The organism is Proteus vulgaris (genome assembly GCF_023100685.1).
In the GTDB taxonomy this organism is placed as follows: domain Bacteria; phylum Pseudomonadota; class Gammaproteobacteria; order Enterobacterales; family Enterobacteriaceae; genus Proteus.
This window is the reverse complement of sequence record NZ_CP090064.1, coordinates 1,881,230-1,899,932: the sequence shown is the minus strand read 5'-3', so window position 1 is coordinate 1,899,932 and position 18,703 is coordinate 1,881,230. Positions and strand designations below refer to the sequence as shown.

Below are 18,703 nucleotides of genomic sequence, written 5' to 3'. Positions count from 1 at the left end.
CAACGATAGATACAATAGGAGTTTCTGTGAATAAACCTCTTTATGAGAGCTACCTGCAAGCAAAAGCGGATAAAAAAGCACCTTATGCCCGTGATCTGGCAGCATACTTAAATGTAAGTGAAGCCGAATTAACACATGCACGCGTAGGACATGATGCAAAACGCTTACGTAACGATGTGCAAGAATTATTAAAAGCCTTAAGTAAAGTGGGTGAGGTCAAAGCCATTACTCGTAACGATATCGCCGTTCACGAACATCTTGGTGAATACACTAATGCACGCTTTAACGATCATGCAGGTTTGATTCTAAATCCTCGAGCAATGGATTTACGCTTTTTCTTCGCTTATTGGTCGAGCATTTTTGCACTCGCTGAAGAAACCTCAAAAGGAACTCGCTATAGCATTCAGTTTTTTGATATGCATGGCGATGCATTACATAAAGTCTATACAACTGACAATACCAATATGGATGAATGGAATGCGCTAATCCAATCATTCTTATCGGAAGAAAATCCAGCTCTAGACATTACCCCTATCGAACCTTATTCAAACACACCTGTTAGTCATGAATTGGCGGAGCAACTTGAACAACAATGGCGTTCAATGACTGATGTTCACCAATTTTTCAAACTACTAAAAGAAAATAACTTGAGTCGTCAACAAGCTTTTAAAGCTGTTGCCGATGACCTTGCTTATCAAGTTGATAACAGTGCACTGAAAACCTTATTAACCCTCGCTAAAGAAGCACAAAATGAGATCATGATTTTTGTTGGAAGCCGTGGTTGTGTGCAAATCTTTACGGGGCAGATTGACCGTTTAGTTCCTCATCAATTTGAGAATAGCGATCAAGTCTGGATTAACGTTTTCAATCCTGCATTTACACTTCATTTAATTGAAAGTGAAATCGCCGAAAGTTGGATCACTCGCAAACCAACTCAGGATGGTTTTGTCACCAGTCTTGAAATCTTTGATAGCAAAGGCCAACAGATTGCCCAGCTTTATGGACAACGTACTGAAGGCACTGCAGAGCAACAACAATGGCGCGAGCAAGTTAATACACTTGCCAAAATAGCCTAATCGGAGAATGAGTTAATGAAAAAATGGCTTCTTTTGATCCTGTGTAGCGTCATGTCGTTTGTCAGTTCCGCCAATGAACGTATTGTCACTATTGGCGGCGATATCACTGAGATCGTTTTCGCGTTAGGTTCGGGTGAACAAATTATTGCAAGAGACAGCACTAGTTTAGTCCCTGAACAAGTGAAAGCACTCCCTGATGTGGGTTATATGCGAATGCTAAACCCTGAAGGTATCTTATCGGTCAAACCAACATTAATTATAACCAGCGAACTCGCTCGCCCTTCTTTAGCACTACGCCGAATAAAAGAGGCAGGAGTCACTGTTAAAACGATTACAGGTACACATTCATTAGAAGCCATTAATGAAAAAATAGACACCATCGCCACTATTTTAAATAAACAAAAAGAAGGTGAACAGCTAAAAGAAAAACTCACCCTATCTATTAGCCAAATACCCACAACACCTATAGATAAAAAAGTCATTTATATCATGAGTCATGGTGGTGTTGTTCCTATGGCCGCTGGTCAAAATACTGCAGCAGATACCATTATTTCACTAGTTGGGGGTAAGAATGCAATGCAAGGCTTTACGAGTTATCGCCCTCTTTCTCAAGAAGGTGTCATTGCGAGCCAACCTGATATTTTGCTGGTAACTAAAGAAGGTATTAAAGGTATAGGTGGTATTGAAAAACTTTGGAATTTACCCGGTATAAAGTACACACCTGCAGGTAAAAATAAACATTATGTCGTCGTCGATGATATGGGATTGTTAGGTTTTACGCTTTCAACACCTGAAGTTATGAATCAAATTCGTCAAGCATTGGAGCAATAATGTCTCGTTTTCGTTCACCGTGGATGAGTATTTTAGTTTTACTCTTTTTGCTCACCATTGTTACATTAATTTCTGTGAATAGCGGTGCATTGGCACTCTCATTTCATACATTATGGAATAGCTCTTTTGATGATATGGAGTGGCAGGTTTGGCTTGATATACGCTTGCCTCGTGTGCTTTTGGCTATTCTTGTCGGTGGTGCATTAGCGATATCAGGTGCAATCATGCAAGGATTATTTAGAAACTCATTAGCTGACCCTGGGTTACTTGGCATAAGTAGCGGTGCGGCACTAATGGTTGCTATCGTGATTATACTACCTTTCTCTTTTTCACCTGTATTCGCATTTTACAGTCATATTGTAGCCGCCTTTGTTGGCGGCTTAATTGTGGCAATGATTATCTTCTCATTACATCAATTGAGTGATGGTAATTTAGCGCGGTTATTGCTTGCTGGGATTGCTATCAATGCACTTTGTATGTCCTTTATTGGTGTCTTAAGTTATATCAGTACAGATCAACAATTACGCCAATTTTCGCTGTGGATGATGGGGTCATTAAGCCAAATTGACTGGAAAACCTTATCCATTGCAACCCTTGTGATCATTCCAGTCAGTATTGTGGCATGTTGGCAAAGCCATAAATTAAATCTGTTACAACTTGGTGATGAAGAAGCGCACTACTTAGGGCTAAATGTAAGAAGAACCAAGTTTATTTTGTTACTACTTAGTGCCATTTTAATTGGTTGTGCGGTCGCGCTAAGTGGTGTCATTGGATTTATTGGCCTTGTGGTTCCACACCTTATTCGTATGCGTATTGGTAGTAATCATGTATGGCTATTACCTGCTACCATTTTAGGTGGTGCAACACTGTTACTCGCTGCTGATACATTATCCAGAACACTGGTATCTCCAGCAGAAATCCCTGTGGGGCTCATTACAGGATTAATTGGTGGCCCTTATTTCCTTTGGCTTATCTTACGACAACCCGCGAGAAGGATGTCATGATTCAAAAACAAAACACTTCGTTGCTCTATGGAAATAATTTGACGTATCAAATTGGTGAAAAAACTATTATTGATGATGTGTCTCTTTCACTTAATGCCGGAGAGTTAGTCACTATAATTGGACCTAATGGCGCAGGAAAATCATCATTACTACGTTTATTGACAGGTTATACGACACCAACACAAGGTGAGTGCTATTTTAAGCAAAAGACTTATTCGCAATGGAATAGCCAACAATTAGCACAAAACCGTGCTGTTATGCGCCAAAATAGCCAACTCTCATTTTCTTTTTCTGTAGAAGAAGTGGTTGCAATGGGAAGAACCCCTCATGGGCAACAACATAAAAAAATAGCTATCGAAACGGCTCTACTACAAACGGATTGTTTAAAGTTTAAAGATAGAGACTATCGTCAATTATCAGGTGGTGAACAACAACGAGTGCAACTTGCCAGAGTATTAGCTCAATTATGGCACCCTACACCACAAGAGTCGGTATTATTCCTTGATGAACCGACTTCAGCACTTGATCTTTACCATCAGCAACACAGCTTACGCTTACTAAAGCAATTAGCAAAAACACAACATCTTATGGTTTGTTGCGTTCTGCACGATCTTAATTTAGCCTCACTTTATGCCGATAGAATTCTATTATTGCATCAAGGAAAATTAGTTTGTGAAGGTACTCCACACGATGTACTGACAACAGAAAATATCCAACAGTGGTATGGCGCAGATGTGAGTGTTGATACCCATCCAGAGCATTCGTATCCACAAGTTTTTCTTCGTCCATAAGTTATCTTAGTTTTACTCAGTTGCCTTCTAGCATGGATTTTCTAGATTGTGACTGAGTTAATTTATTTTTATATGCTTATTTATTGCAAATAAAACACACTAAGTAATATCACCTTAATTGATTAATAAATCTTATTTCTAAATTTTCCTATTTAGTCAAATAAATTGACTTTAAAATACACCTTAATCACTGATTAGCTTGTAAATCACACAAAAAAACATAACAACCTAAAGAATAAATGGTATAACAGATTTATCAAAGGAAAAATAAATCAATAAATTCAACAAAGTAAAATACATTTAAAACGATTTTTTTAATCAAAAATATCTATTAAGCTCTACCTTACTTGAGATATATAGCTTTCACCTATTAATTTGATAATGATTATCAATAACAAAAAGCACTTTTTGCCTACCTGTTATTTTCCCCATGCTTAAAATAGATTATAAATAACATACGTTACTATTCTATTTACTTGGGCACTGTGTCCCCACCATTTTTGTGGGAGGTTTTATGGCTGAAAATGTCGTTAATGATATTCTAAAATGGTTAGAAACCCAGTTACAACGTAACGAAGGTATAAAAATCGATACTATTGCGAACAAAAGTGGTTATTCAAAATGGCACTTACAACGCATATTTAAAGATTTTAAAGGCTGTACATTAGGCGAATATGTCCGCAAACGTCGCTTATTAGAAGCGGCTAAATCATTACAAGAAAAAGATATGTCTATTTTAGACATCGCTTTAATGTATGGCTTTAGCTCTCAAGCAACATTTACTCGTATTTTTAAAAAACATTTTAATACTACACCGGCTAAGTTTAGAGAAAATGGCACAATGCCAGATACTCATTGTTTCATGTCATGCGAAAATCACTAATTGATTTAGCATCATGTCGATGTTACTTGCCATAAAAAACCAGCTTTAAAAAGCTGGTTTTTTACTTTATTTACAGAAAACTAAGCAATTGCCGTTATAAGCCATTCTTCAAGTTCATTAAGCTCCCCTTTATTATTAGGATAACGCTGTATAAGTTGCTGAATAAGCTCTTTTAAAGACTCAGGTGTATAACGTTTGCCAACTAGCATATCTGATAATGCTTCTAATGGTGCGGGATCTAAACTGTCAGTATAGATTTGACTTCTGATTACATTACCACGCTCAATATCAAAATGTAGTTCAACACCACCCCACTTAAAACGATTATCTAGCAAATGAGAAAATGCAGGGGCTTGTCCAAAATTCCATTCCCAACTACTTTGCTTAGCGAATGTCTCTTCAAAACTAGGTAAATCAGGTAATTTTTGCGGGGAAATAATCTCTGCATCTACTCGTTCACCATAGTATTCAAAAAAGCTTTCGGTAATAGTTTCACAAAGTTTTTCGTGAGTGATATCAGATTTCAGTTCGACCAAATTAGCCACTCGTGAGCGTACAGAGGTGATCCCTTTAGCTTGAAGTTTTTTCGGATCTGGATTGAGGTAATTGGCTAGTCTAGATAAGTTAGCATTTATTAATAATGTGCCATGATGGAAACCACGATCTTTCGTCTCTTTATAAGCCGAGCCTGAGATTTTTCTTTCACCCTCTTCTTGCGGTACGACTAAATCATTACGCCCTGATGCTGTTGCTTGTATACCTGCCTTTGATAAACCATCAAGTATAATTTGAGTTGAGATCGTTTTATTATACTCAGGCTTTCCCGCCATAAAGGTAAAACAGGTATTACCAAGATCGTGGAAAACAGCGCCACCACCACTTGAACGACGTGCTAATTTCACGCCATCTTCATCCATTTTTCGCGTATTACACTCTTTCCACGGATTTTGGGCTCGTCCAATAACTACCGTGTTATCATTACGCCACAGAAAAAGTACACGCTGATCCGCTGGCATTTGTCTAAAAATACACTCTTCAACAGCAAGGTTAAACCAAGGATCATAAGATTCGGAAATTAACAGTCGCAACTTACCTGACATGAGGAATACCTATATGAAGAAAATAAGGTATAAGATAGCATAACTCTCAATATATTAGGGTCTTAAATGGCACGAAATTACAATCGACGAGCTTGCCAGAATGTTTTTTTCCAATAGACATTATCAAGAGAAGAACGAGTAACCCCTTTACTAGTTGATGCGTGAATAAATGTGTTGTCAGTATCATAAATACCGACATGAAGTCCATTTTCACCACCACCTGTTTTGAAAAACACTAAATCCCCTGGCATTAAATCGCTTTTACTGATTTGTGTTCCATATTTGGTTTGATCGATAGTCATTCGAGGCAATTTAATATCAAAACGATCACTATACGTTTTATAGACAAACCCTGAACAATCAATACCTGAAGATGTCATTCCACCATAACTATAAGGTGTGCCATACCACTGCTCAAGTTGTGATTTGAGCTGCACTATCACCATAATAGGATCGGAAAGCTGTGTTTTTAAAGGAGGGGCTGGTGGAATGCGTTTTGACGGACTAGATGAACACCCAGCCAGCAGGATAATACAGAGCAAGAAAGGATAGAAAACGGACTTTCTCATTGCATCCACCATTATTATTACGAGAGATTTTAAAATCTATCTGCTTTTTTAAGCAAAAACAAGTTATTGAAGGTGAATGAATCAAGATTAATAGAATAAATCGCACAATAACCAACAAGATATAGGAAATAAAACCCAAACTCTGAATTTAGTGTGATGTTGACCCTTTAGGTTTCTGGCTAATCAACCAAACACCTACCATAATAAAAGCAACACCTGCAGTTTTTGTCCATGAAGGGGTTTCTTGAAACCAAGGTAATATCACAGCAAGGATATAAACAAAAACATAGCTTAAACTAATAAGTGGATAAGCTTTATTTAAAGGGATAGTGCGTAAAGTGAATAGCCAGCAAACCATAGAAAGGACATAACCGACAAGGCCAGCAAACACAATAGCGATTGGCGTTATGTTCGCCCATAGCCATGAAAAATCAAACCACTGTTTTTCTAACTGTAAATCCGGTAGCTCAGACATACCAAACTTTAATAACAATTGAGCGACAGTGACTAATAGCGCACTTCCCATCGCCCATAAATAGCCTTTCATGCTTGCAGACTCATTAATAAAATGCCAACCATAATCGATGCAATACCAATCCAATGTTTCACATTAACAGGCTCTTTATAAACAAACTGCCCAATTAATGTCACCACAATAAAATTAATACTTAACATAGGATAAGCAATACTTAGCGGAAGAATTTGTAATAGCCGTAACCAAAAAAGCATCCCCAAGCCAAGCATTGCAATGGCAACAAAAAGCCAGAAAATCGTTTTTCTGGCTTTTGTTAATGAACCACTTTGCCAGCTAACCACCGCTTGTTTTTGACATACTTGTCCTATGCAGGTCAAAAAGCTCACAATTAGCAATAAAACAAAGGACATTAATTACGCTTCTCATACGTTAAAATAGCAACTCGATGATTTGTCACAAGCTCTTCAGGTCTCGGCAATTGAGCTAACTTTTTCGGATCTTTAAACGTAATAACGACTGATACATTACCTTCTTTTCTTGCTTGCTCTAACCATTGAACAAAATTGTCAGGTTTAATTAATTTATGCTGAGAATCTGGATATTCTTCGACACCATAAGTTAACTCACCTGTTCTTTCATAAAGATAAATATCACTACGCTGTAATTCCCACGCCAACCCAGCACCAATACCCACACTGTTACTTACAATATATTTGCTCGCATTGAGTGTATCAATATTTTGACGAATAAATTCTTGAGGTAGCTTTCCATCAACACTACTGTTAGGTATTGCCTGCCCAATGCATAAACTCACGCCTAACGAGCAAGATGCCGCCCATAACCAATGTTTACCATTAAGCGTAGAGCAAAGATAACCAATAATACCCCATAAAGAGAATGCAACGATGGCTAAAACCCATTTAGACCATTCATAAGGCATATAAATAGGTTTTGAAGAAGCAAGTTGAATGACTAAGATAGCGACAACGGCAGCAACGCCAATAAAGATGTTGATATAACCGTTAATACGCAGCGCTTTCATTCTAAATTTGCGTGCGCAATCTACACCATATTTCGCCATTAGCATTGCTAGTGGTGCCATAAATGGCAACATATAAGTCGGTAGCTTACCTTTAGCAATACTAAAAAATAAAAACGGAACAACAAACCAGCACAATAAGAAAAATAGTTCTGGACGTTTACGTCTTTTCTTCCAAGCTCCCATTAATGCGCCAGGCAATAAACCAAGCCAAGGTATTACCCCTAGTAATACAATAGGGATATAGTACCAGAATGGGGAACTATGCTGAGCATCTTCACCAGAAAAACGCTGAATATGTTCAATCCAAAAGAAATAATGCCAATAATCAGGCTCTGCTTTTGCAATAGCTAACGCCCATGGCAAACTAATCAATGCAGCACTAAACACCGCAAGTAAGCCATAGAGCAACATTTGAGTAAATTGCTTTTGATAAAGAGTAATAGGTATCATCACAATGACAGGGATAGCTAAGGCTAAAAAACCCTTAGTCATAAATGCCATACCACAAGCCAAACCTAATGTTATCCACGCTAATATTCGTGTTTTTATCGTCGTCGCTTTCAGTGCCCAAAAACAGCAGACCATACTCGCAGTAACCCAAAGTGCTAACATAGGATCTAACACACTGTAAGTGCCTACGCTAAACACTAAAAACATAGATAAATAAATTAAGCTAGAAACAAAAGCAACTTGGCGGTTACGCCACATCATTCTTGCCAGTAAATAAACAAGTAATGTGCTTAATAGAATAGAAATTACTGAACCAAAACGTACAGCAAAATTTGTGTGGCCAAATATTAATTGGCTAACATTATTGATCCAATAACCTGCAACAGGTTTTTCGAAATAGCGAATGTCGAGCATATGAGGAACTATCCAGTTCCCGCTCACCACCATTTCGCGGCTAATTTCCGCATAACGGGTTTCATCTGGTTGCCATAATAACCGGCTGTTCAATGGAAATAAGTAGGTAAGAACAAAAAAAAGAGCCAAGAGGATGGCCCCGATTTTACTCGCCCGGTTATTCAACATAGTTTCGTTAGACCTCTTGTTGGCACCCTAACCAGCCTTCTCGACCTGGAAAGTCAGATCGAACAACTTTACCCATCGGAAGCGTTTCTTTATCTTGTGGTAATAAATCGCTTAACGGACAGAATTCGATGCCTTCATTTGCAATCATTGCCAGTAACTGCTCAAACTGAGCCGCTTTTGACATTCCTTCAACTTCGGTATGGATAGTATAAACAGGTATTCCACTGTCTTTTTTGATTTCATCAATAATAAATTGATTAAAATCCTCATCCTTTACCTTTGTGCCGACGACTTCATCATAAGTTGGTAATGTTACTGGAATTTGCACCGTACCGATAGAACCATTTTCTAAAATTGGCCTAAAAGGATGCGTTCCTCGGCAATCGCTATTGTAATCGAATTGAAAAGTTTCTTTAACTGTTAATACGCGCTCATCAGCACGCCACCCAGCAACTGCTGAACATTTTACAGGGTTTTCAAGTCCTTTTTCCAGTGCTTCTACACCTAAACGAACTTGTTGCATTAATTCTTCTGTTGACCAACGAGCGACTTTTGCTTGCCAACCTTGGTGATCCCATGAATGTAACCCTACTTCATGCCCTGCATTTTGGGTTTCTTTCATCAAATAACCTAGATTCTTAGCAATTTTTTTGCCTGGCCATGCCGTTCCTGCTAATAAAATATCTAATCCATACAACGATGCAGCGTTAGATCTCAGCATTTTCCATAAAAACTTTGGTTTTAAAAGGCGCCATAAATGGCGCCCCATATTATCTGGACCCACGCTAAAGAAGAAGCTGGCATGAATGTTATGTCTGGCAAATACATCCAGTAGCTGTGGAATACCTTGCTTCGTTCCTTGATAAGTATCCACATCAACTCTCAAACCAACTTTCTTCATTATCTGATCCTATTTATCGCCTAATTCTTCAACCGCACCACGTAAGAAGAAGTCTAATGTTTCCTCTACAGTTTGACGGGTTTCAATACTTGGTTTCCAATCCAATAAACGCTCTGCGTTTTTAATACTTGGCTTACGGTGTTCAACATCTTGATAGCCTTTACCATAGTAACTGCTACTTTCAATTTTCTTAAAGCCTGCAAATGGAGGAAAATGGCCTCGTAACTCATGTTTTTCAAAGCAATCTAACAGCATTTCTGCCAATTCGCGAATACTTGCTTCGTTAGTTGGGTTACCAATATTGATAATTTGGCCATCACATTTGTTATCACGGTTTTCAATAATACGGAATAATGCTTCAATACCGTCATTGATATCAGTGAAACAACGTTTTTGTTCACCACCATCAACCAATTTAATTGGCGAACCTTCAACTAAATTTAGAATTAATTGTGTAATGGCGCGAGAACTACCAATACGTGCTGAATTTAAGTTATCTAAACGAGGTCCCATCCAGTTAAACGGACGGAATAATGTAAATTTAAGACCTTCTTTAGCACCATAAGCCCAAATAACTCGGTCTAATAGCTGTTTAGATACAGAGTAAATCCAACGTTGTTTATTAATAGGACCAACAATCAGACGTGAATTATCTTCGTCAAACTCTTTGTCATCACACATACCATAAACTTCTGATGTGGATGGGAAAATAATACGTTTATTATACTTAACGCAATAACGTACAATTTTTAAGTTTTCTTCAAAGTCTAATTCAAAGACACGTAATGGATTACGGGTATATTCGATAGGCGTTGCAATAGCCACTAATGGCAGAATAACATCACATTTTTTAATGTGATATTCAATCCATTCTGTATGAATGCTCACATCACCTTCAATAAAGTGGAAACGTGGATTACCAATAAAACGTTCAATTGCAGATGAACCGATATCCATACCATAGATATCATAGTTATCATCTTTCAATAGACGCTCTGTTAAATGGTTACCAATAAAGCCATTCACACCTAAAATCAGAACACGTTTACGACGTTTAACTTGTGCCGTAGCTTTTGGTCCAACGCGAACATCTGTCACAATGCCCATTTCAGCCGCTAAACGACTTCCTTGAACATAAAGACCATTTTCACTTTGACCTGTTAACACTTCGATTGCGCCTTTTTCACACGCAATCACTAAAGGTTCTGTTGATATAACTGTACCAGGGCGTTTACCTTGATTATCTGCAACAGCACGAGAGCGCCAGATAATCATTTTACGTTCACCTAAGAAAGTAAATGCACCTGGGTATGGTTCAGTAACGGCACGCACTAAATTGTGGACTGTTCTTGCGTCTGCATTCCAGTCGATTAAGCCATCATCAGCACAACGACGACCAAAGTAAGTAGCTTGGCTTTCATCTTGTGCAGTTGTTGAATAATCACCTGATGCAATATGTGGTAATGCACTTGAGAGTAACTTATTCGCTGCTTCTCTTACTTTTTCATGTAAAATCAGAGAAGTATCATTATCTGTAATGGTAACTTTTTCTTGAGCAACAATATCACCCGCATCAGCTTTTGCTGTCATTTTATGCAGAGTAACACCTGTTTCTGTCTCACCATTCACAATAGCCCAGTTAATTGGTGCACGACCACGGTATTTTGGTAATAAAGAACCATGTAAATTAAATGCGCCTTTTGGTGCCAAATTCAGGATCTCATCACTTAACATGTGACGATAATAGAAAGAAAAAATGACATCAGGTTTCATTTCACGAATACGTTCAATCCATAATGGGTGATTGACATTTTCAGGCGCGAATACTGTCAATCCCATTTCTGCACTCACTCGAGCCACAGATGAGAAAAAATGATTTTCGTTTGGATCGTCAGTGTGGGTAAATACAGCTTGAATATCATAACCCGCTTTTTCAAGTGCTTTTAAACCAACACAGCCGATATCGTGATAGGCAAATACTATTGCTTTCATTAGTCTTTTTCCTGATCTTCGTTGGGTTTGTTAACACCAACCACTTTTTGGATAAAATACCGAGGACGCGCTCTTACATCATTATAAATCCGGCCTATATATTCACCTAATAAGCCCATTGCAACGAACTGCGCACCGATAAACATAAATAAGATTGCGAAAAGTGTGAATACACCTTCAGCGGCCCACATTGCACCGAAAATAATACGCAAAACAATGAGAAGTAATGCTAAAACAAAGCCAGAAACAGCGATCACACTGCCGACAATGCTTAATAAACGTAACGGTGCTGTAGTAAGGCAAGTTAAAAGGTCGTACATCAGATTAATTAGCTTTAAAAAGCTATATTTTGAATCACCATATTCACGCTCTGCGTGTGCGACATCAATTTCAATAGTACGACGAGCAAATGTGTTCGCAAGAATAGGAATGAAGGTACTTCTTTCGTGACACTGTAACATTGCTTCAACAATATGGCGACGATATGCACGTAGCATACATCCATAATCTCCCATAGAGCGACCTGTCGCCTTGGTTATCATGGAGTTAATCATTTTTGAAGCTGTTTTACGAAACCATGAATCTTGACGATTGCGACGACGGGTCCCCACAACATCATAACCTTCTTCTGCAGTTGTAACGAGTCTTGGGATCTCTTCAGGTGGGTTTTGTAAATCTGCATCTAATGTAATGACTAAATCACCATCAGCTTGATTGAAGCCAGCCATAATTGCAGAGTGTTGACCGTAGTTACGATTCAAAATAATTGCAATTACATGATTTTCTTCTATTGCAGCCGCTTCTTCTAACATTTTGGCTGAATTATCACTACTGCCATCATCAACCAGGATCAGCTCATACTCTTGTTTTAATTGCTTACAGCTTTTTATAGTACGCTCTAAAAGTTGAGGAAGGCTCTCTTCTTCATTATAAACGGGGATTACAACCGATACTTTTTTGATTTTATCAAATGTTGACACTTAGATATGCTCCGAAAGAATTTCATTGATCGCATCTACAACGCGAATAACATCTTCATTACTCATATCAGGAAACAATGGCAGCGAGCATAACGTTGCAGAGTTCCACTCTGATTGAGGAAGGGATAAAGCGGGATAGCGCTCACGATAATATTTTTGTGTATGCGCCGCACGGAAATGAAGTCCTGTACCAATTTCCTTTTGCTTCAATTTTTCCATAAAGGTATCACGATCGATACCGCAAATGTTTTTATCTACTCTCACCATAAATAGGTGATTAGCATGCAAATGAGGATACTCAGGAATACTCAACATCTCTAATGGTGAGTCTTTGAGTTTTTCACGATATAGTGCCACTAATTCAGCACGTTTCGCGTTCATTTCCTCTAAACGCCCTAATTGCACCACAGCAATAGCAGCGTGAATATCAGATAAATTATATTTATAGCCAGGTTCAACAACTTCAGCTTGAGGCTTACGCCCTTGAATTTGTCTATCAAAAGCATCAACACCTAAGCCATGAAATTTTAAGCAACGTACTCGATTGGCTAATTCGTCATTATCAGTAACAACCAAACCACCTTCAGCACAAGTCACGTTCTTAATAGCGTGAAAAGAGAAAATAGAGGTTCCTTTTTCACCAATCCATTCATTTTTATAGCGTGTGCCAATCGCATGTGCCGCATCTTCAATAAGAGGAATTCCCGCATCTTGTGCAACTTTTCGTAATGCATCCAGATCACAAGGCGCACCTGCATAATGAACCGGAATAATTGCCTTCGTTCTAGGAGTAATCGCCTTTTTGACATCTTCTGCACTTACCATCAAAGTATCACGATCAACATCAATCATCACCGGCTCTGCACCTAGTAACGTAATGATATTAATGGTTGACACCCATGTTTGTGATGGCGTGATAACTTCATCACCAGCGCCAATTCCCATAGCCATTAGAACAACATGCATACCCGCAGTGGCCGAGCAAATTGCAATAGCATGTTTGCTACCAAATTTTTCACAGAAGTCTTGCTCTAATTGATGGTTTTGAGGGCCTGTTGTGATCCAACCTGAACGCAATACATCTTCAACGGCTTTGATTTCTTCATCGCCAATCGCTGGGCGAGAGAAAGGAAAGAAGTGACTCATAAAAATGTAGCCTAATTAATGAATGAATAAAAACAATTATATACAAACTATTGTTCATCGACATCCGTCTTATTAAGAAAACATTAAAAAAACCTTAATAATTACTTGGGGATAATCGTCTCAATAGCCATAATATTAAAAAATTTGCCAATCAATATGATCAACATCATTGATGCATTTGATATTTGTATTAAATGTAGTTGATAATAATTTTTCATCCAATAAGAGCGCAGATGATCCAGAATCAACCAAATATCCATTTTTTATTAGCCAAACTCTGTCTGCTTTTTGATAGGAATGATTTAAATCGTGTGTACTCATAATAACAGTGCCGCCTTGTTGGCAAAATATATCAAGCCATTTGTCCAAAATCGCCAATTGTACGACATCTAGATTATTCGTTGGTTCATCAAGTAACATTAACTTTCCTTTTAAATCGTAACTTGACCATAATTGAATAAATGCGCCAGCGATCCTGATCCGTTGCCATTCTCCCCCAGACAAATGATGAATATTTTTTGATAATAAGTTATCAATCTGAAAATCACTCAACAATACATTTAGTTGCTCAACATCCATTTCAGACACTTTGTAATATAAAGCGAGATAATGAAAAACGGGCATAAATGACAAAGCCTCTAATTGTTGTATAACAATACTTTGCATTCTAGAAAGATCATCATATTTATAATGTCTTATTGAGGTTTCGTTTAGAATAATTCCACCACTAAATGAAAGCTCTCCCGCTATAGCCATTAAAAGCGTGCTTTTTCCTGCACCATTTGCGCCAATTAAGTGAATACGTTCACCATAATCCACAAGCTCTGTAAATGTATGGAGTCGATTATCAACATTCAAATTATCAAGCTTAAGTAGCGCCATATTACAAACGCCCCATCTCTTTCGTTACTAATAACCAGATAAATAGAGGAGCACCAAGTGTTGCCGTAATCACACCTATCGGAACTTCTGCACCATTTAGCATCAAGCGAGATAAAAGATCAGCAAGTAATAACAATCCACTCCCCGTGAGTGCACACGCAGGTAACAATGTTTTATAATGAGTTATGCCACTCAATCGTAATAAATGAGGCACAACAAGACCTATAAAACTAATAGCACCAGCTATCGCCACACTTAGCCCTATCAATAATCCGACAGCTAAGATAAATCCATTGCGCCATCGATTAACTGATACCCCTAATTGCTTTGCCCTAAATGAACCTAATGATAAATAATTCAAAGTATCTGCGTGTGAAATTAGGATAGCAACTATCGGAATAAGAGCCCAAAATAATGCTTGATGACGCCAATCAATCCCCCCAAAGCTCCCCATCAACCAATACATTAATTGTCTTAAATCTAAAGCTGAACTGAAATAAACTAACCAAGTCATGACAGCACTCGCCATAACACCTAATGCAACACCAATTAATAGCAGCTGAGCATTAGACAGTTTTTTTATTTGAGCAAAACACATTAACAAAATGGTAATACCTAAGGCACCTATAACTGCCACACTGCTTATTAACCAAGGATTTGAGCCAACGTGTAAAACAATCAGTAATACAATACACACACCAGCACCACTACTTACCCCCAATAATCCTGGCTCTGCCAACGGATTTTGAAATAAAGCCTGCATAATAGCGCCAGCAATGGCTAAACTTGCTCCTACCATCATGACAGCAAGTATTCTTGGTAGTCGAATTTGCCAAATAAATAATTTAGCTTCATCGGTTAACCATTGATGTGGAAATAAGGAAATTTCACCGAGAGAAAGGGAAAAAACAAAAAGTAGACACAATATTGATGCCATTAAGAATAATTTTTTTCTATCGCCAATACTTTGTTTTTTTTTAAGTTCAATAAGAGGATTATCTTTACTCATTTTATTCCCTATTAACACTACCGCTTTTTTCATCGTTTTTATTTATAAAATACCTTTAATGCAACATAACATGTTCGTATTCAATGATGAAAAGCTAATTTTAAAACACTTTAATTGGGAGTGAATAATGACAAAGAGATGTATCTATGATTACAGTATTTAACTAAATGATAAATAATAAAAAACTACGATTATTAAAAAATAAAACATCTTCTAAATTGGAGAGCCATCATAAAATTACAGATAAAAAAGCAAAAAAACGGCCTTCAATAGAAAGCCGTTTTGGGTGTTTTTAATTTTTACTCTTTTGGTGTTGCGCTTTCAACCCGGCTTTTTAACTTTTGTCCAGGGCGGAAAGTAACAACACGGCGAGCCGTAATAGGAATGTCTTCCCCTGTTTTCGGATTACGACCTGGGCGCTGATTTTTATCACGCAGGTCAAAGTTTCCGAATCCAGACAGCTTCACCTGTTCTCCATTTTCAAGAGAACGACGCACTTCCTCAAAAAAGGCTTCTACAAGGTCTTTTGCATCGCGTTTGCTAACACCAAGTTTTTCGAACAGATTTTCTGCCATTTCAGCTTTTGTAAGCGCCATAGGTCTAGTCCCTCAAGGATGCTTGGAATCGCTGTTTCAATGCTGCGACACAGTTACTTACTGTTGCAGCAATCTCATCTTCTTCCAGTGTATGCTCGATATCCTGCAAGATTATGCTAATAGCGAGGCTTTTATAGCCCTCTGCTACTCCCTTACCACAATACACGTCAAATAAGTTTATGCCAACTATTTGATTTCCGCCAACTTTCTTACATTCAGCTAAAATATCTTCTGCAGCAACATCATTCGGAACAACTACAGCGATATCTCTACGATTCGAAGGATAACGAGAAACTGCTTTTGCTTGTGGTAAACTACGATTTGCAATTGCATTCCAACGTATTTCGAATACTACCGTACGACCGTTTAAGTCAAGTTTGCGTTCAAGCTCTGGATGAACAACGCCAATACAGCCAATGTATTCATTTCTCAGATAAATCCCAGCACTTTGTCCCGGATGAAGCGCTGAATGATTAGCTGCTTTAAATGTAATTTCATCTAGCTGGCCTGTCAATTCCAGAATTGATTCAATATTACCTTTCAAATCAAAGAAATCAACAGTTTGCTTCTCTAAAGCCCAATGTTCTTCATAACGGTTGCCCGCGATCACACCAGCCAGCATCAGTTCCTGACGTATTCCATATTCTGCTTGATTATCAGGAACAAAACGCAGACCTGCTTCAAATAACCTAACTCTAGATTGTTGACGATTTTGATTATATACAGTAGTCGTTAATAATCCGGTCAGTAGAGACAATCTCATTGCTGACATATCAGCTGAAATTGGATTAGGTAGAATTAATGCGTCTTCATTTGGGTGTAATAAAGCTTGGATCTTCGGATCAACAAAGCTATAAGTAATGGCTTCTTGGAAACCATTGTCTACCAGCATTGTTTTAACGCGTTTTAATGACAAGTTCGCTTCACGATGATTAGTCATCACCAAATCAGCACGTAGTGGCACATCAGGAATATTGTTGTAACCATAAATACGAGCGACTTCTTCAATAAGATCTTCTTCGATTTGAACATCGAAACGCCATGAAGGAACGCTTGCTAACCAACCATCATTTTCAACAGTAACGTTGAAACCTAGGCGAGTTAATGAATCCAGAACTTGTGCATCATCAATAACGTGACCTAATAAACGGTCTAACTTGTTACGAGTTAATTTAACTGGTGCAATATTAGGTAAATATGCTTTATTGGTTACATCAATCACTTCACCAACTTCACCACCACAAATCTCTAACAGTAGCTTAGTTGCACGTTCCATTGCCTTGTATTGAAGCTCAGAATCAACACCACGCTCAAAACGATGAGAAGCATCAGTATGTAAACCATAACGGCGTGCACGGCCTGTGATGGATAATGGAGAGAAGAATGCGCATTCTAAAAATACATTTTTAGTTTCTTCATTAACACCTGATGATTCGCCACCAAAAATACCCGCCATACCTAATGCGTGTTTTTCATCAGCAATAACTAAAACATCATCTTTTAATGTAATTTCATTGCCATCAAGTAAAGTGAGTTTTTCACCTTCTTTACCCATACGAACAACGACAGCACCTTCAACGCGATCAAGATCGAACGCATGCAGTGGCTGACCCATTTCAAGTAGAATTAAGTTAGTAATATCAACAATTGGATCAATAGAACGAATACCACCACGGCGTAATTTTTCTTGCATCCATAAAGGTGTTTTTGCCTTCACATTCATATTAGTGAAAACACGACCTAAATATCGAGGACATGCTTCTGGCGCTTCAACACGAACAGAAAATGTCGCTGAAGAAGTTGCCGCAACCGGCGACATATCAGGTACTTGGCATTCCATTTTATTGATAACAGCGATATCACGAGCAACACCTAAAATACCTAAACAATCAGCACGGTTTGGTGTAATGCTAATTTCAATCGCATTATCATTTAATTTTAAGTATTCACGAATATCCATGCCAATAGGTGCATCGGCAGGCAATTCAATAATACCTTCATGATTTTCTGAAATAGCTAACTCAGAAAATGAGCACAGCATACCTTCTGAAGGTTCACCACGCAGTTTTGCTGCTTTAATTTTGAAATCGCCAGGTAATACAGCCCCTACTGTTGCGACTGCAACTTTTAAGCCTTGACGGCAGTTAGGTGCGCCACAAACGATATCTAATAATCTCTCACCGCCTACGTTGACTTTAGTCACACGTAATTTATCTGCGTTTGGATGTTGCCCACACTCAACAACTTCGCCAACAAACACACCGTGAAAATCACCGGCAACAGCTTCAACACCATCAACTTCAAGGCCAGCCATTGTCAACTGTTCAGAAAGTTCTTCGCTACTAATCGCTGGGTTTACCCACTCACGTAACCAAAGTTCACTGAATTTCATGA

General features: G+C 38.2%; 18 protein-coding genes. 5 read left to right on the top strand and 13 right to left on the bottom strand.

What is annotated here, in order from left to right:
• The first annotated feature begins 26 nt into the window (after positions 1-26).
• The 5 genes from LW139_RS09355 (at position 27) to LW139_RS09335 (ending at position 4,585) form a co-directional block, all read left to right on the top strand.
• Entirely contained in the window at positions 27-1,076 is a 1,050-nt protein-coding gene (locus tag LW139_RS09355; RefSeq protein WP_166541370.1) for a hemin-degrading factor, read from the top strand.
• A 15-nt stretch (positions 1,077-1,091) separates the two neighbouring features.
• Positions 1,092-1,907 (top strand): heme/hemin ABC transporter substrate-binding protein, encoded by an 816-nt coding sequence (locus tag LW139_RS09350; protein ID WP_166541371.1) that lies wholly within the window; start codon positions 1,092-1,094, stop codon positions 1,905-1,907.
• Positions 1,907-2,911: a FecCD family ABC transporter permease gene (locus tag LW139_RS09345; protein ID WP_109408675.1), complete on the top strand. Its 1,005-nt coding sequence runs from the start codon at positions 1,907-1,909 to the stop codon at positions 2,909-2,911. Before LW139_RS09350 ends, LW139_RS09345 begins: the two co-directional genes overlap by 1 nt.
• A complete protein-coding gene (locus tag LW139_RS09340) occupies positions 2,908-3,702 on the top strand; it encodes a heme ABC transporter ATP-binding protein (RefSeq protein ID WP_109408674.1) in 795 nt (264 codons plus the stop codon). Before LW139_RS09345 ends, LW139_RS09340 begins: the two co-directional genes overlap by 4 nt.
• Positions 3,703-4,216: 514 nt before the next feature.
• On the top strand, positions 4,217-4,585 hold the full coding sequence (locus tag LW139_RS09335) for a helix-turn-helix domain-containing protein (RefSeq protein WP_072070346.1): 369 nt from the start codon (positions 4,217-4,219) through the stop codon (positions 4,583-4,585).
• Between the two features lie 80 nt (positions 4,586-4,665).
• On the opposite strand, the gene LW139_RS09330 is transcribed toward LW139_RS09335, so the two are convergent.
• From LW139_RS09330 to pheT, 13 genes are all read right to left on the bottom strand, one after another.
• Positions 4,666-5,685: a lipoate--protein ligase A gene (locus tag LW139_RS09330; protein ID WP_166541373.1), complete on the bottom strand. Its 1,020-nt coding sequence runs from the start codon at positions 5,683-5,685 to the stop codon at positions 4,666-4,668.
• Positions 5,686-5,762: 77 nt separating this feature from the next.
• Positions 5,763-6,254: a C40 family peptidase gene (locus LW139_RS09325; RefSeq protein WP_036913240.1), complete on the bottom strand. Its 492-nt coding sequence runs from the start codon at positions 6,252-6,254 to the stop codon at positions 5,763-5,765.
• A gap of 148 nt (positions 6,255-6,402) precedes the next feature.
• Complete coding sequence (gene arnF / locus LW139_RS09320; RefSeq protein WP_109408672.1) at positions 6,403-6,801, bottom strand: 4-amino-4-deoxy-L-arabinose-phosphoundecaprenol flippase subunit ArnF; 399 nt, start codon at positions 6,799-6,801, stop codon at positions 6,403-6,405.
• Positions 6,798-7,139 (bottom strand): 4-amino-4-deoxy-L-arabinose-phosphoundecaprenol flippase subunit ArnE, encoded by a 342-nt coding sequence (arnE, locus tag LW139_RS09315; RefSeq protein ID WP_247851121.1) that lies wholly within the window; start codon positions 7,137-7,139, stop codon positions 6,798-6,800. The genes arnF and arnE overlap by 4 nt, the downstream gene beginning before the upstream one ends.
• Positions 7,139-8,803 carry a lipid IV(A) 4-amino-4-deoxy-L-arabinosyltransferase gene (arnT, locus tag LW139_RS09310; protein ID WP_247851120.1) on the bottom strand — a complete coding sequence of 555 codons (1,665 nt, stop codon included), beginning with the start codon at positions 8,801-8,803 and terminating at the stop codon, positions 7,139-7,141. Before arnT ends, arnE begins: the two co-directional genes overlap by 1 nt.
• 7 nt (positions 8,804-8,810) lie before the next feature.
• Positions 8,811-9,704 (bottom strand): 4-deoxy-4-formamido-L-arabinose-phosphoundecaprenol deformylase, encoded by an 894-nt coding sequence (gene arnD / locus LW139_RS09305; RefSeq protein ID WP_247851119.1) that lies wholly within the window; start codon positions 9,702-9,704, stop codon positions 8,811-8,813.
• 9 nt (positions 9,705-9,713) lie between these two features.
• Entirely contained in the window at positions 9,714-11,696 is a 1,983-nt protein-coding gene (gene arnA, locus LW139_RS09300; protein WP_247851118.1) for a bifunctional UDP-4-amino-4-deoxy-L-arabinose formyltransferase/UDP-glucuronic acid oxidase ArnA, read from the bottom strand.
• Entirely contained in the window at positions 11,696-12,676 is a 981-nt protein-coding gene (gene arnC / locus LW139_RS09295; RefSeq protein ID WP_109408667.1) for an undecaprenyl-phosphate 4-deoxy-4-formamido-L-arabinose transferase, read from the bottom strand. The genes arnA and arnC overlap by 1 nt, the downstream gene beginning before the upstream one ends.
• Positions 12,677-13,822: a UDP-4-amino-4-deoxy-L-arabinose aminotransferase gene (arnB, locus tag LW139_RS09290; protein ID WP_247851117.1), complete on the bottom strand. Its 1,146-nt coding sequence runs from the start codon at positions 13,820-13,822 to the stop codon at positions 12,677-12,679.
• Between the two features lie 135 nt (positions 13,823-13,957).
• The gene (locus tag LW139_RS09285) at positions 13,958-14,704 is read right to left on the bottom strand and encodes a vitamin B12 ABC transporter ATP-binding protein BtuD (protein ID WP_166541378.1); all 747 of its coding nucleotides are present in this window, start codon (positions 14,702-14,704) and stop codon (positions 13,958-13,960) included.
• Between the two features lies 1 nt (position 14,705).
• Complete coding sequence (gene btuC, locus LW139_RS09280) at positions 14,706-15,713, bottom strand: vitamin B12 ABC transporter permease BtuC (protein WP_166541379.1); 1,008 nt, start codon at positions 15,711-15,713, stop codon at positions 14,706-14,708.
• A gap of 299 nt (positions 15,714-16,012) precedes the next feature.
• The gene (gene ihfA, locus LW139_RS09275) at positions 16,013-16,309 is read right to left on the bottom strand and encodes an integration host factor subunit alpha (RefSeq protein WP_036937394.1); all 297 of its coding nucleotides are present in this window, start codon (positions 16,307-16,309) and stop codon (positions 16,013-16,015) included.
• 4 nt (positions 16,310-16,313) lie between these two features.
• Positions 16,314-18,701 carry a phenylalanine--tRNA ligase subunit beta gene (gene pheT, locus LW139_RS09270; RefSeq protein WP_166541380.1) on the bottom strand — a complete coding sequence of 796 codons (2,388 nt, stop codon included), beginning with the start codon at positions 18,699-18,701 and terminating at the stop codon, positions 16,314-16,316.
• Positions 18,702-18,703 lie beyond the last annotated feature (2 nt).

What these genes read in the sequence shown, in the direction of transcription:
- LW139_RS09350 (WP_166541371.1), top strand. Translation starts at nt 1,092, where the DNA reads ATGAAAAAATGGCTTCTTTTGATCCTGTGTAGCGTCATGTCGTTTGTC.
- arnA (WP_247851118.1), bottom strand. Translation starts at nt 11,696, where the DNA reads ATGAAAGCAATAGTATTTGCCTATCACGATATCGGCTGTGTTGGTTTA.
- LW139_RS09340 (WP_109408674.1), top strand. Translation starts at nt 2,908, where the DNA reads ATGATTCAAAAACAAAACACTTCGTTGCTCTATGGAAATAATTTGACG.
- pheT (WP_166541380.1), bottom strand. Translation starts at nt 18,701, where the DNA reads ATGAAATTCAGTGAACTTTGGTTACGTGAGTGGGTAAACCCAGCGATT.
- LW139_RS09325 (WP_036913240.1), bottom strand. Translation starts at nt 6,254, where the DNA reads ATGAGAAAGTCCGTTTTCTATCCTTTCTTGCTCTGTATTATCCTGCTG.
- ihfA (WP_036937394.1), bottom strand. Translation starts at nt 16,309, where the DNA reads ATGGCGCTTACAAAAGCTGAAATGGCAGAAAATCTGTTCGAAAAACTT.
- arnT (WP_247851120.1), bottom strand. Translation starts at nt 8,803, where the DNA reads ATGTTGAATAACCGGGCGAGTAAAATCGGGGCCATCCTCTTGGCTCTT.
- LW139_RS09345 (WP_109408675.1), top strand. Translation starts at nt 1,907, where the DNA reads ATGTCTCGTTTTCGTTCACCGTGGATGAGTATTTTAGTTTTACTCTTT.
- LW139_RS09330 (WP_166541373.1), bottom strand. Translation starts at nt 5,685, where the DNA reads ATGTCAGGTAAGTTGCGACTGTTAATTTCCGAATCTTATGATCCTTGG.
- btuC (WP_166541379.1), bottom strand. Translation starts at nt 15,713, where the DNA reads ATGAGTAAAGATAATCCTCTTATTGAACTTAAAAAAAAACAAAGTATT.
- arnD (WP_247851119.1), bottom strand. Translation starts at nt 9,704, where the DNA reads ATGAAGAAAGTTGGTTTGAGAGTTGATGTGGATACTTATCAAGGAACG.
- arnF (WP_109408672.1), bottom strand. Translation starts at nt 6,801, where the DNA reads ATGAAAGGCTATTTATGGGCGATGGGAAGTGCGCTATTAGTCACTGTC.
- LW139_RS09335 (WP_072070346.1), top strand. Translation starts at nt 4,217, where the DNA reads ATGGCTGAAAATGTCGTTAATGATATTCTAAAATGGTTAGAAACCCAG.
- LW139_RS09285 (WP_166541378.1), bottom strand. Translation starts at nt 14,704, where the DNA reads ATGGCGCTACTTAAGCTTGATAATTTGAATGTTGATAATCGACTCCAT.
- arnE (WP_247851121.1), bottom strand. Translation starts at nt 7,139, where the DNA reads ATGTCCTTTGTTTTATTGCTAATTGTGAGCTTTTTGACCTGCATAGGA.
- arnB (WP_247851117.1), bottom strand. Translation starts at nt 13,822, where the DNA reads ATGAGTCACTTCTTTCCTTTCTCTCGCCCAGCGATTGGCGATGAAGAA.